We start from the raw sequence: 12,524 nt of genomic DNA, 5'->3' as shown, positions 1-12,524 counted from the left end.
TAAACATTTTAAGGTAAATCTTTGGAAGGAATAAAATAAAAAGTTGGTTTTTTAATTCCAAGTGGAGAGTGAAACGCTTCACCGGCTATGAAAACTCCTGTTTTGTTCACTGCTATTCCTTCCAATTGGGACAGAAACAAAGTGCTTCCCAGATAAAATTTCCTGGGTTTGGTTTCGAAAAATATTCCGGGTTTTGTTTCATCAAACACCATTAGGTAGGCTTCCGTTTTTTTGGTATAACCCAACAAATATAATTTTTTATCAAAATATGAAGCATCTGTAACCACAAATCCCGTTGCAATCTTTTCTACAAATTGCGCAGGTTGTAGTATGCTTTCGTTGGGATTGATAATGTAATGACTGGTCGATTTCGAAACCCATTCTTTTGTGAAAACATGTATTTTACCATCGATAAAAACCATGGCTTCCATATCGAAATCCGTATTTAGATTTTTAGGGTTGATTTCTTTATTTTCTTCAAAATAAAAAGGAATGGTCTTGATGGAATCGGTTTGGAATTTAGAATTTTGATACGGTATTTTGAAGATTTTCAAATCTTTTCTCGTTCCTAAATTATTTCCGAAATCTCCGATGTACAGGGCTTTATCCGAAAAATCCAAGGCTTCCCAGTCCACATTACGAACGGGGATAATCTGGGTATTTCGTATTTTTCCATCTTTGGGATTGATTTCAAAAACTTCGGATCTGTTGCCACCGTCGTTGATGGTGAAAAGTTGATCGCCAAAAAAACTCAATCCTGAATTTTCACGGATTGTATCCGAAAGTACAGAAACTTTGTAGGGCTTAAGATGCAATCGTTCTATCTCTTGAGCATTAGAAAATCCCCAAAATAGGAAGAAAAAAATGCTAAAGAATTTAATCATTTTAATTTTTTAGTTGTTTTCTTCACCGTTTTTATTGGCCAATTGTCCACAAGCAGCATCAATATCTCCACCACGACTTCTTCTTACCATTACCGTAATTCCAGCTTTTTCCAATTCGCGCACATACATTTCTTCAGCTTTTATGCTTCGGTGATCAAATTTTCCTTCACCAATCGGGTTGTATTGTATCAAATTGACTTTTGACGGAACTTGTCTGCAATATTTTATTAAGGCTTTTATATCTTCGTCACCATCGTTGATGCCGCCCCAAACGCAATATTCAAAAGTAATGGTCGAGCCTGTTTTCTTGTACCAATATTGCAAAGCTTCCATAATTTCTGTTAACGGAAACTTGGCTGAAAATGGCATAATTTCGTTTCTTTTATGCTCGATGGCGGTATGCAGAGAGAGTGCCAATTTTACTTTAATATCTTCATCGGCTAGCATTTTCATCATCTTCGGAATTCCGGAAGTCGATACCGTAATTCTTCTTGGCGACATGCCCAAACCGTCGGGTTCAGTAATTTTTCGGATGGCTTCTACTACATTTTTGTAGTTCATCATCGGTTCTCCCATTCCCATAAAAACGATGTTGGAAAGAGGTCTGTCAAAGTACATTTTACTTTGACGGTCGATAAGAGCTACCTGATCCACGATTTCGGCCACTTCCAAATTTCTCATTCTTTTCAGTTTGGCAGTTGCACAAAACTCACAATTGAGGGAGCACCCCACTTGTGAAGAGACACAAGCTGTGGTTCTTGTTTCAGTGGGGATCAGTACAGATTCCACCATCAATCCGTCATGCAATTTCACTCCGTTTTTTATGGTACCATCGGTTGATTTCTGCATCAAATCTACAGAAACGGGATTGATGACAAAATCACGAAGCAAATTTTCTCTTAGATTTTTCGAAAGGTTGGTCATTTCGTCAAAAGAATGCAAATTTTTGCTCCACAACCAATCGTAAACTTGTTTGGCACGAAAAGGTTTTTCGCCAATGGTTTGGAAATACTCTTTTAATTGTTCTAAGGAAAGTGTACGGATGTCTTTCAAGGGGAAAATATTTTTTGCAAAGATAGGTTAATATTAAAAAACCTCCATTTCGGAGGTTTCAAATTTATTTTAGTTGATCCGTTATAAAATCAACATGGCATCTCCGTAAGAGAAGAATTTGTATTGTTCTTTAATTGCCTCTTCATAAGCGTGCATCAAAAAGTCTTTACCTGCAAAGGCGGCTATCATCATCAGCAAAGTAGATTTTGGCGTATGGAAATTGGTAATCATCGTGTTTGCCACACCAAAATCATGTGGTGGATAGATGAATTTGTTGGTCCAACCGTGATAAGCCGAAATTTTTCTGTTGGAGGATACCGATGTTTCCAAGGTTCTCATGGTAGTTGTACCCACTGCACAGATTCTTCTTTGTTCTTCAGTCGCTTTGTTGATGATTTCTGCATTTAATTCATCGATAAAAGCTTCTTCCGATTCCATTTTATGTTTGCTAAGGTCTTCAACTTCTATCGGATTGAATGTTCCTAGACCTACATGAAGGGTAACTTCTGCGAAATCTATTCCTTTAATTTCCAATCTTTTCATCAGGTGTTTAGAAAAATGCAAACCTGCAGTTGGTGCAGCTACCGCACCTTCTACTTTTGCATAAATGGTTTGAAATCGTTCTGCATCTTCAGGTTCTACCGGTCTATCGATGTATTTAGGAAGTGGAGTTTCTCCCAATTCTTTTAATTTTGCTCTGAATTCTTCATAAGATCCGTCGTATAAAAATCTTAAAGTTCTACCTCTGGATGTGGTGTTATCGATTACTTCGGCCACCAAAGATTCGTCTTCGGTAAAGAAAAGTTTATTTCCAATTCTTATTTTTCTTGCCGGATCTACCAATACATCCCAAACGCGGGTTTCCTTATCCAATTCTCTCAACAGAAAAACCTCGATTTTAGCACCGGTTTTTTCTTTATTTCCGTACAATCGTGCAGGGAAAACTTTGGTATTGTTGAAAACAAACAAATCTCCTTCATCAAAATATTCGATAACATCTTTGAAAAGTCTGTGCTCAATAGTTTCGGTTTTACGGTCCAAAACCATTAATCTAGACTCGTCTCTGTGCTCTGCTGGGTGCATCGCCAAAAGCTCATCGGGTAATGTGAAATTAAAATCTGAAGTTTTCATATGCTAAAAATTATTATTAATTAAAATTCTAAAAATACCAATGTTCATTTTTATATAAAATTGAATATTTTTGATGAAATTACATGGCTTTCATGAACATTTCAAATGCAAATATACAACCTCAAGATAGGGGTTGTCAAGTCTTTATGTAAAATTGGACATAATAACATTTAATCATGAAAATGATAAAAATAATAGAAACACATCCTATTTCAATTATAACAAGCAAATCCACAAATATATTGATGAATTAAAATTAATTTCACACTTTAATTATCAAAATCAATCATAGAGAAAATGTTTAAAATAAAACAAAAGTTTAATTTTGCAGTTATTAAAAAAAATAATTTTCAAATTAAAAATAACCTAGAGAAATGAATACATCCAGAAGAAAATTTATAAAAGCATCTGCCTTGGCAGGTTTGGGGACTTTTTTCCTTCCCAATACCGTACTTGGGAGTCCATTCAGTTTTAATTTTGACAAAAAAGTAAGAATAGCACTCATCGGTGTCGGAATGCGTGGACAAAGCAATCTGGATATTTTGGCCAAAAGAAATGATGTGGAAGTGGTCGCACTTGCCGATCCCAACCCAATAATGATGGCCTCTGCACAGAAAATTTTAGCAAAAAACAACAAAGCCAAAGCACAAGAATTTGGTAATGGAGATTACGATTATCGCAATATTTTGCAATTAAAATCCGTAGATGCCGTTCTTATCTCTACACCTTGGGAATGGCACAAAATACAAGGTTTGGAAGCCATGAAAGCCAAAAAAATCGTAGGTATGGAAGTGGGTGGCGCTTTGGACATGAAGGAATGCTGGGACTATGTGAATGTTTATGAAGAAACAGGAACACCACTTTTTGCCATGGAAAATGTATGCTACCGTAGAGATGTTATGGCCATCTTAAACATGGTAAGAAAAGGGATGTTTGGAGAACTTCTGCACGGTGAAGGAGGATACAAACACGACTTGAGAGGAGTACTTTTCAACGATGGAAAAACCGCGTACAATTCCGGAGTCGAGTTTGGTGAAAAAGGATTTAGCGAAGCCCAATGGAGAACCGATCATTATGTGAAAAGAAACGGCGAACTCTATCCTACCCACGGTTTGGGCCCAGTAGCCATGATGATGGACATCAACAGAGGAAACCGACTGCTCAGACTTTCATCTTTTTCTTCAAAAGCCAGAGGACTTCATGATTATATCGTAAACCACCCTAAAGGAGGAGAAAATCATCCGAATGCAAAAGTCGAATTTTTACAAGGCGATATCGTAACCACACAAATTGCATGTGCCAACGGCGAAACCATCTTGCTGACCCACGATACCAGCTTACAAAGACCGTACAATTTGGGCTTCAAAGTACAAGGTACTAAAGGACTTTGGGAAGATTTTGGTTGGGGCGAATTCAACCAAGGACACATCTATTTCGAAAAATTAATGAACCACTCACACCGTTGGGACAATACCGAAAAATGGATGAAAGAATACGATCATCCGCTTTGGAAAAAATTTGAAAACCAAGCCGAAGGTGCCGGACACGGAGGTATGGACTGGTTCCTGATCAATACATTTGTAGAATGCATCAAGAGAAATATAGAATTCCCTATGGATGTTTACGATTTGGCAACTTGGTACTCCATTACGCCTTTAAGTGAAAAATCCATTAAAAAGAATGGTAAAGTGGTAGAAATCCCAGATTTTACAAGAGGAAAATGGAAAACTAAAAAACCAAATTTTGGATTCAGCGATGAGTACTAAAAAAACCATTGTCCTGCTGGCAGGAGGATTCGGAAGTCGATATCAAGGGTTGAAACAGATTGATGGCATCCTGGAAAACGATGCAACACTTATGGAATACTCCATTTATGACGCGATTGAAGCCGGTTTTAACAAAATTGTTTTCATCATCAACGATAAAATACCAACTTCTTTTCTGGGCAAAATAAACTCGATATTTCAAGATAAAAACATTGAAATCCATTGGATTTATCAGACTTTAGAGACAGCACTACCCCTGGATTTTTCACTTGAAAATCGTGTAAAACCTTGGGGTACGGCTCATGCCGTTCTTTGTGCAAAAGAGGTGGTTAGCGAACCTTTTATCGTACTGAATGCCGATGATTTTTACGGAAAATTTACCTTCCAAAAAGCAGCACTTTTGATCAATCAAGATCAGATTAACGAAGATACTTACTGTCTATTGGCCTATCCGGTACAGAATACGCTGAGTGAAAATGGAGGTGTTTCCAGAGGTGTTTGTAGTATAGACAACGATGGCTTTTTGAAAAAAATTGAAGAAAAAACGCATATTCTTAGAAAAAACAATCAAATTATTTTCCAGGAAAATGGATCGGATTATCCGCTGAAAGAACACAGTTTGGTATCCATGAACTTTTGGATTTTTCATCCGTCAATTTTTGAAAATTTAGAATATCAATTTAATAATTTTATTAAAAACTACCAAGGACAAGAGGAATTTTACATACCAACAGCTGTACAAAATATGATGGACCACAACAATCTGAAAGTTTTGGTAAAAGCTTCGCCAGCTGAATGGATGGGGGTTACCTATCCCAATGACAAACCCCTTTTGCAAGAATTTCTTAGAGAGAAAATCAACCAAAATCAATACCCAGAATTGCTTTGGAACAACTAAACATTTTAGAAAAATATTTTTCTAACCCAAAAGAAATCAGCATCTCTCCTATCGAAAACGGATTGATCAATCATACTTTTTTGGTTGAGGACAATAGGAATCAGAAAAAATTTATACTTCAAAAAATAAACATTTCTATATTCAAAAATCCAGAAGGTCTTGTTAAAAATCAGATTTCGGTCAATACAACTTTGGAGAAAAATAAATATCCAAAAGAAGTCATACATTTGGTACCCAACAACACAAACGAACTGTTGACTACTGACAACAGTGGAGAAGTTTGGCGCATGATGGATTTTGTTGAAAACAGTAAAACTTATCTAAAAGCCTCTTGTCCAAATTTAGCGAGAAAAGCAGCTCAAGCTTTTGGTGAATTTTATAAATTCCTAAATCGCGAAAAATTGGTTTTGGAAGAGGTATTACCAGGATTTACTGATTTCGGAAAAAGAATGTCAGATTTTGATAAATCTTTGAAAAATTCAAAAATAAATTTATTAGAAAATGCCAAAATCGAAATAGAATTCGTGGTTGCACAATCCGAACTTCCATTGAAATGGATTGGATTACACCATGAACATCTACTTCCTGAAAGAGTCATTCATGCCGATCCTAAAATTTCTAATATTTTATTTGACCAAGAAGATAATCCTTTGTTTATCATTGACTTGGACACCGTAATGAATGCTTCTTTACTATACGATTTTGGAGATATGATCCGTTCTTACACCAACATTTTGGACGAAGACAAGGCTAGTGAGGAAAACAATTTTAATCCTGAGCTTTTTGAAGCCGTAAAAAAAGGATTTTCGGATGCTCTAAACGGCACATTGACCGATATTGAAAAAGAAAATTTGGACTATGCAGCCCAGGTGGTAATTTACATACAAGCCGTTCGATTTCTCACCGATTATCTTAATGGAAGCACTTATTACTCAACAAAATACGAGAAACACAATTTGGACAGAACCAAAAATCAAATCAACCTTTTGAAAGGACTTCAGACTTATCTTTCAGAGAAAAATTAAATTAATATTCCGGAACAATGATCCTGAAAACATCCTGTTGCCGAGGCAAGGACATTGTTCTGGTTTTTCAGTCTTAGCACTCCCATAAAAGCAAAAATTAAAGCTTCTTTAAAATTGATAATTTCATCCTTTGGAATGACGATCTGTCCTTCAATTTTATTCTGAATTTTTTCAATCAGAAAGCAGTTGTAGGCTCCACCACCGGTTACCAAAATCTGTTGAAATCCGAATCCGTTAATGACTTGGGCAATTTGTACTGCAGAATGCTCGGTTACCGTAGCCAGAACATCGATATCAGAAATGGATTTCAAAATTGGAAGAATTTCTTGGTTCACCCATTCCACTCCCAAAGATTTAGGAAAATCAGACTTGTAGTATAGTAAATTGTTTAATTCATTCAAAATACAATCATTTACATTCCCTTTTTTAGCAAAATCGCCATTTTCATCAAACGGTTTTCCTAATTTTTGAGCATAAAGATTCAAAACAATATTGACCGGGCAAATATCAAAAGCCAAACGATTATTGTCTTTTTGAAAAGAAATATTGGAGAAGCCCCCGAGATTGATGCAGGCATCATAATCTGAAAAAAGCAACTGATCTCCAATCGGGACCAGCGGTGCTCCGTTGCCACCCATAAGCACATCTTGACTTCTAAAATCGTAAGCTATTGGGAAATTATTGATGATTTTTATGGCTCTTCCGTCACCAATCTGAAGGGTAAATTTTCGGTGAGGCTGGTGGTAAACGGTATGCCCGTGAGATGAGATTACATCAAGTTTTTTGATGTTGTTTTTAATGATAAACTCCCGAACTTTATCCCCCAAATAAAAACCATACTCTGCATTCAAGGCCAAAAGATCTTCAGAATTTAGGTGGATGGCATTTTTTAGTTTTTCTTCCCATGTTTCGGGATAAACGATGGTTTCTACTTCTAGAATTTCATAATTCCATTGAGAACAATGATCCTGACAAAACGAAACGAAACAAATATCCAGCCCGTCCAAACTGGTACCGGACATCAATCCTATGGCATAAAGTGTCTCGCTTTTCATTCAAATTTATTTTGAAGAAGCCGGAATTTTTCCACCAGAAAAATCGCCTGTATTGTTGAAAAAAGTATATTCTGAAAAATCGTCTTTGGCTTTCATGCCGTGATTTCCGATAAGGGTTGATCCGTCCTTGTCGGTTACAAATACCGTGTCTTTGGTATAAATTAATCGATTGGCCTGATCCCAAAACACAGATTGCATGGCAAACATTTGTCCTTCATTGGTTACAATTCTTACATTGCCTTTGGCTTCGTAGAATTTTTTCAACTCGGAAAATTTGGCGTATTTGGCTGTAATTTTACCCGGAACTTTTGGCTTTTTAGGATCGTAAAATTCGATTTTTACTCCTTTTTTTGCAACGATATACGGCGTATCGATCAATTCATATTTTTCAATAATCGGAGCCGTTGCTTTTAGTTTAATAAATCCAGAATCTCTTTGGATGATGTGTGCATCGTAAATGATCTGTGAAGGAAAATTTTTATTGTTTTTGCTGTTGGTTTTTGCCAAATCTTCTTCACAAGAATACGAAACCAAAAAAAATATAGCTCCCACAAATGCGGATGCTATACTTTTAATATTGATATTTTGCTGGTCTATCATTAGTTATACAATCTCTTACCAAACCATTTATCTGCAAAATTGATTCCTATTTTCAAGTTCACAAAGGTCTGACTGATTAGGTTATTTTGTACCGTTCCTCTTTTTCCGACTTCAATTCCTAAATCGATGGACGACATTTTATTGATGGAATTGTTTTTGAATGGCAAGGATGCACCGGCAGTTACTGCAAAAGCATTGATGTCTTTGTTGTTGATGTGCAAATTCCCTTTTTCATAATACGCTCCAAAACGGTAAATGACTCTTGAAAGGTAGTTTCTAAAGTTGTTGGAATTGGGCAATACCCAACCACCTGCAGAAAATTTATACGAATCTTGATATGCAAAAGGTTTTCCTAAGAACAATACATTTTCTCCTTTCTTATAATCCACTTGCGTACCTACAAACCACTTATAACCGTGTCCGTATCCTAGACCAAAAGAAGCTTCCATTGGTATTAAATTATCAGATTCTTGGCTTTTTTTCTCGATAACGGATTCGTAAACTTTTTCACTTTTAGAATTGTAATAATAGGTGCTGTTCAGGTATTCCGTTTTCATGGTATCGGTATTCCCTAGTGTTGATGTAGCACCAACGGTAAGTTTATGATCGTTCCAGAATGTTTTTTGATAGTTAGCGCCTAAGGTAAAGTTAAAATTTCTGATGTTGTTATGGGTTTCATAACCGTTGATCAGCTCTGCATTGCTGTAGGTAAGCTCATTAATATCGTACAAGTTTCCGAAATAATAATTGGCTTTTACCCCTAATGAAAATTCAGGAACAATGGTGTACGACAACGCAGCCTGAACGGTATTCAAAGACCCTTCTCCACGAAAACTTTGAGCCTCCAAAGTTCCGTCACTCAAGGTTTTACTCATCACCAAATTGTATCTTTTGGAACTGTACGGTTGATAGCCCAATCCAAATTTTACTTTTGAAGAAAGAGGAAAAGCAATAGAAATATTGGACAGATAAGTAGAATGTTTTTTAACATCCAAATTGTTGTAATTGGATTTGAAGAAATTATTCTCATTATTTGCTTCTAATTTAAAAGAAGTCAGCTCCAAGTTTTTATTGTTCGCAGGGTTATCGAAATTAAAACTGTTATTAATATCCGAAATGTATGCGGTAGAAACACCTCCCATGGCAGATATTTCTACATTATTATTATATTGTGTATCTCCCAATCCAAATGCGGCATATGGAGAGTTACCGATACTTTGTGCATGCAGAAAAAAACCTGCTGTGATAAAAGATATACCTAGTACTTTTTTCATTCTTGAGTTTTAGAAAAATGATTGGCAAATATCTAAATTATTAACGAATTGTAAAAATTTACTGAGGTTAAAATTTGTTAAGCCTTAAAATTTTATAAATCATAGCATAATTAAGTTAAAATTAGAGTTCAATTTTGCAAAAATCAATCTCGAAAAAAGACTATATTTGAAACATGAATTGGGACAATATCGTAGGCCAAGAAAAATTAAAAAAAATACTAAAAGACAGTATTTTAGAAAACAGGATAAGCCATGCACAATTGTTTGTGGGCAAGGAAGGATACGGCGTTCTCCCTTTGGTACTGGCCTATGCCAAAGAAATTTTCTCAAAAGAAAATCCACATGCAGCCTCCAAAATCGAACACCTTAACCATTTGGATTTGCATTTTTCTTTCCCTGTTTATTCTGAAAAAAGCGACTCCAGCAGCAAGCGATTTTTTGATGAGTTCCGAGAAATGATATTGGAAAATCCCTATGCCGATTACAACCAATGGACCAAAACTTTAGAGTCCGACAACAAACAACTCATGATTTCGGCAGGCGAAATGGAAGATATCAGTCAGAAATTCTCCCTAAAAAGTTATGAAAACGGAACAAAAATACTCATCGTTTGGCGTGCTGATAAAATGAATGTTGCTGCATCCAATAAGTTTTTGAAATTTTTAGAAGAACCACCAGCTAAAACCATCATTCTTCTTACTGCTGAAAATGCAGACAACATGCTGCCCACCATACTTTCGAGAACACAAATTGTTGATGTTTCTAGAATTGACGAAAACGAAATTGAACAACAACTCATTTCGCATCATGGTTTGGACTCCCAAGTGGCAAAATCCATCAGCCACCAAACTCAAGGAAATTGGAACGAGGCAAGAAAATTAATTCAAAACCAAGAAGCTCATTTGGAATTTGAAGAGCTTTTTATTGCATGGGTCAGGAATGCATTTATGGTGAAAACGAAGCCAGAGTATCTAAGGTACATCATACAATGGAGTCGTGATATCGCCTCATGGAATCGGGAGAAACAAAAAAGTTTTTTGGACTATTGTGCAGAAATCTTCAGATTGGCACTCATGCAAAGCTATGCACATCCGGACATGGTTTACAAAAAAATAGAACTTAACGGTTTCAAGTGGGAAAAATTTTCAAACTACATACACGGTGCTAATATTGAGGACATCCTTACCGAGCTATCTACTGCCGATTATCATCTGGAAAGAAATGCCAACGCCAAGATCGTTTGGACCGATACGGGGATTAAGCTCACCCGATATTTGCACAGAAAAATTAATGTTTAAAATTAAAAAAAATGCTGAAAAGACTTTTTATATTGATGCTGTCTTTAACTGCCATTTTTCAAAATTGCAGCAATAGAAAATCGAATTTGAATAAAAATACAATTGCGATGAAAAAATCAATTCACACATTTAAAGTTGAAGGATTAAACGGAGGAATCATCGATTTTTCCACCTTCAAAGGAAAGAAAATACTGATTGTCAATACGGCTTCAGAATGTGGTTTTACCCCACAATATGAAGGCCTGGAGAAATTGTACGAAACTTATAAAAACCAATTGGTTGTCGTAGGTTTTCCTGCCAATAATTTTGGAGGTCAAGAGCCTGGAACCAACCAAGAAATCGCTTCGTTTTGCAAAAAAAATTATGGAGTAAGCTTCCCAATGGCTTCCAAAGTTTCGGTAAAAGGAGATGATATCGCACCCGTATTCGAGTTTTTAACCAAAAAAGAACTCAATGGTGTGAAAAACACTTCAATCCTTTGGAATTTCACCAAAATTTTATTGGACAAAAACGGCTTCATCATCGATTCGTACATCAGCTCTACCCTGCCAACAGACGAGTCCATAACCCAACATCTAACACATTAACATGGAAAATATATTTGATGCCAAAACGGTTCAGAATTATATCGATAGAATACAACAACTGAATGCCAATACCAAAGGAAAATGGGGGAAAATGTCTGTCGATCAGATGTTGGCTCATTGCAACATCACCTATTCTATGATTTTCGAACCCGAGAAGCATAAAAAACCCGGAATGATCGCTTCCTTTTTGCTCAAACAATTTGTAAAAGACAAAGTTGTAAACGAACAACCCTATAAACAAAGTATTCCTACAGGACCGGCTTTCTTAATCCACGACGAAAGACAATTTGAAGAAGAACAAAAAAAGCTCATCGGATATTTGCAAAAAGTGCAACAGTTGGGACCATCGGCTTTCGAAGGAAAAGTAAGTCTTTCTTTCGGAAAGCTTAGTGCTAAAGAATGGAACAACATGATGGCAAAACACCTGAACCATCACCTTTCACAATTTGGAGTATAAATTTTAAAAAAAATACTATGAAAAAATTATTTGCACTACTCGTTTTTTGTTCGGGATTTGTTATTGCACAAATGCCGAATATTTCAAAGGTTTGGACCAACAACAACCTCCCATACAACGGTGGTTTTGGTGAAAAATCTCCACTAAAAATCATGCTTCTAACCTCTGAGCAAAATAAAAAAAACGATCAAGAATATTTTGTTTCCGGACAATCTACCAAAGAGAATACCGATGCTAAATTGGAAGGATCGATGACGGTAAAAAAATATAAAGACTTCAAAAAAAGAGGAAAATTATTTGGAAATTATGAATTTGCCGAAGAAAATACCGGGAATAACTCCGGAATCTATAAAGGTAAATTTATATTCAGTTTTGATTGGGACAAGGATACCAAACAAGTTACTAACAAGAAAATTGAGTTCAAAGGGAAATGGTATCCGTACCAAAAATCCAAAGAAGAAGTTACCTTCTGGGTGAATTAAAACCCAAAAAATAG

Annotated in this window: 13 protein-coding genes; 7 read left to right on the top strand and 6 right to left on the bottom strand. The window is 36.0% G+C overall.

The features are described 5' to 3' along the window. Positions 1-8: 8 nt before the first annotated feature. From H9Q20_RS00240 to queA, 3 genes are all read right to left on the bottom strand, one after another. A complete protein-coding gene (locus tag H9Q20_RS00240) occupies positions 9-884 on the bottom strand; it encodes a hypothetical protein (protein WP_187478018.1) in 876 nt (291 codons plus the stop codon). A 9-nt stretch (positions 885-893) separates the two neighbouring features. Continuing rightward, positions 894-1,937 (bottom strand): 23S rRNA (adenine(2503)-C(2))-methyltransferase RlmN, encoded by a 1,044-nt coding sequence (gene rlmN, locus H9Q20_RS00235; protein ID WP_124642970.1) that lies wholly within the window; start codon positions 1,935-1,937, stop codon positions 894-896. Positions 1,938-2,018: 81 nt separating this feature from the next. Beyond that, positions 2,019-3,068 carry a tRNA preQ1(34) S-adenosylmethionine ribosyltransferase-isomerase QueA gene (gene queA, locus H9Q20_RS00230; protein WP_124642972.1) on the bottom strand — a complete coding sequence of 350 codons (1,050 nt, stop codon included), beginning with the start codon at positions 3,066-3,068 and terminating at the stop codon, positions 2,019-2,021. Positions 3,069-3,442: 374 nt separating this feature from the next. On the opposite strand from queA, the gene H9Q20_RS00225 reads away from it, so the two are divergent. The 3 genes from H9Q20_RS00225 to H9Q20_RS00215 are packed head-to-tail and all read left to right on the top strand — an operon-like array spanning position 3,443 to position 6,757. Continuing rightward, a complete protein-coding gene (locus H9Q20_RS00225) occupies positions 3,443-4,834 on the top strand; it encodes a Gfo/Idh/MocA family protein (protein ID WP_124642974.1) in 1,392 nt (463 codons plus the stop codon). Continuing rightward, positions 4,824-5,732 carry an NDP-sugar synthase gene (locus tag H9Q20_RS00220; RefSeq protein ID WP_187478017.1) on the top strand — a complete coding sequence of 303 codons (909 nt, stop codon included), beginning with the start codon at positions 4,824-4,826 and terminating at the stop codon, positions 5,730-5,732. Before H9Q20_RS00225 ends, H9Q20_RS00220 begins: the two co-directional genes overlap by 11 nt. Then, positions 5,720-6,757 (top strand): phosphotransferase enzyme family protein, encoded by a 1,038-nt coding sequence (locus tag H9Q20_RS00215; RefSeq protein WP_262385546.1) that lies wholly within the window; start codon positions 5,720-5,722, stop codon positions 6,755-6,757. Before H9Q20_RS00220 ends, H9Q20_RS00215 begins: the two co-directional genes overlap by 13 nt. Here H9Q20_RS00215 and H9Q20_RS00210 read toward each other — a convergent pair. Genes H9Q20_RS00210 through H9Q20_RS00200 form a run of 3 tightly spaced genes read right to left on the bottom strand, consistent with a single transcriptional unit; the run spans position 6,754 to position 9,686 of the window. Beyond that, positions 6,754-7,812, bottom strand: a complete 1,059-nt coding sequence (locus H9Q20_RS00210; protein ID WP_124642139.1) for an anhydro-N-acetylmuramic acid kinase — start codon at positions 7,810-7,812, stop codon at positions 6,754-6,756. The genes H9Q20_RS00215 and H9Q20_RS00210 overlap by 4 nt on opposite strands. A 6-nt stretch (positions 7,813-7,818) precedes the next feature. Next, complete coding sequence (gene lptC, locus H9Q20_RS00205; RefSeq protein WP_124642137.1) at positions 7,819-8,412, bottom strand: LPS export ABC transporter periplasmic protein LptC; 594 nt, start codon at positions 8,410-8,412, stop codon at positions 7,819-7,821. Further along, a complete protein-coding gene (locus H9Q20_RS00200) occupies positions 8,412-9,686 on the bottom strand; it encodes a hypothetical protein (RefSeq protein ID WP_124642135.1) in 1,275 nt (424 codons plus the stop codon). The genes lptC and H9Q20_RS00200 overlap by 1 nt, the downstream gene beginning before the upstream one ends. Before the next feature lie 173 nt (positions 9,687-9,859). Between H9Q20_RS00200 and H9Q20_RS00195 the strand changes: the two genes are divergently transcribed. The 4 genes from H9Q20_RS00195 to H9Q20_RS00180 are packed head-to-tail and all read left to right on the top strand — an operon-like array spanning position 9,860 to position 12,510. Beyond that, positions 9,860-10,984, top strand: a complete 1,125-nt coding sequence (locus H9Q20_RS00195; protein ID WP_124642132.1) for an ATP-binding protein — start codon at positions 9,860-9,862, stop codon at positions 10,982-10,984. A gap of 14 nt (positions 10,985-10,998) precedes the next feature. Continuing rightward, positions 10,999-11,571, top strand: a complete 573-nt coding sequence (locus H9Q20_RS00190; RefSeq protein ID WP_262385600.1) for a glutathione peroxidase — start codon at positions 10,999-11,001, stop codon at positions 11,569-11,571. A gap of 1 nt (position 11,572) precedes the next feature. Beyond that, positions 11,573-12,028: a DUF1569 domain-containing protein gene (locus tag H9Q20_RS00185; RefSeq protein WP_124642128.1), complete on the top strand. Its 456-nt coding sequence runs from the start codon at positions 11,573-11,575 to the stop codon at positions 12,026-12,028. A 17-nt stretch (positions 12,029-12,045) separates the two neighbouring features. Continuing rightward, positions 12,046-12,510, top strand: coding sequence for a hypothetical protein (locus H9Q20_RS00180; protein ID WP_187478015.1), 465 nt, complete (start codon positions 12,046-12,048; stop codon positions 12,508-12,510). The last annotated feature ends 14 nt before the right edge of the window (positions 12,511-12,524 follow it).

This window comes from Amniculibacterium sp. G2-70, from assembly GCF_014353055.1.
GTDB lineage: Bacteria > Bacteroidota > Bacteroidia > Flavobacteriales > Weeksellaceae > Amniculibacterium > Amniculibacterium aquaticum.
This window is presented reverse-complemented; position numbering and strand designations above follow the sequence as displayed.

What these genes read in the sequence shown, in the direction of transcription:
- queA (WP_124642972.1), bottom strand. Translation starts at nt 3,068, where the DNA reads ATGAAAACTTCAGATTTTAATTTCACATTACCCGATGAGCTTTTGGCG.
- H9Q20_RS00185 (WP_124642128.1), top strand. Translation starts at nt 11,573, where the DNA reads ATGGAAAATATATTTGATGCCAAAACGGTTCAGAATTATATCGATAGA.
- H9Q20_RS00240 (WP_187478018.1), bottom strand. Translation starts at nt 884, where the DNA reads ATGATTAAATTCTTTAGCATTTTTTTCTTCCTATTTTGGGGATTTTCT.
- H9Q20_RS00210 (WP_124642139.1), bottom strand. Translation starts at nt 7,812, where the DNA reads ATGAAAAGCGAGACACTTTATGCCATAGGATTGATGTCCGGTACCAGT.
- H9Q20_RS00225 (WP_124642974.1), top strand. Translation starts at nt 3,443, where the DNA reads ATGAATACATCCAGAAGAAAATTTATAAAAGCATCTGCCTTGGCAGGT.
- H9Q20_RS00220 (WP_187478017.1), top strand. Translation starts at nt 4,824, where the DNA reads ATGAGTACTAAAAAAACCATTGTCCTGCTGGCAGGAGGATTCGGAAGT.
- lptC (WP_124642137.1), bottom strand. Translation starts at nt 8,412, where the DNA reads ATGATAGACCAGCAAAATATCAATATTAAAAGTATAGCATCCGCATTT.
- H9Q20_RS00180 (WP_187478015.1), top strand. Translation starts at nt 12,046, where the DNA reads ATGAAAAAATTATTTGCACTACTCGTTTTTTGTTCGGGATTTGTTATT.
- H9Q20_RS00200 (WP_124642135.1), bottom strand. Translation starts at nt 9,686, where the DNA reads ATGAAAAAAGTACTAGGTATATCTTTTATCACAGCAGGTTTTTTTCTG.
- H9Q20_RS00195 (WP_124642132.1), top strand. Translation starts at nt 9,860, where the DNA reads ATGAATTGGGACAATATCGTAGGCCAAGAAAAATTAAAAAAAATACTA.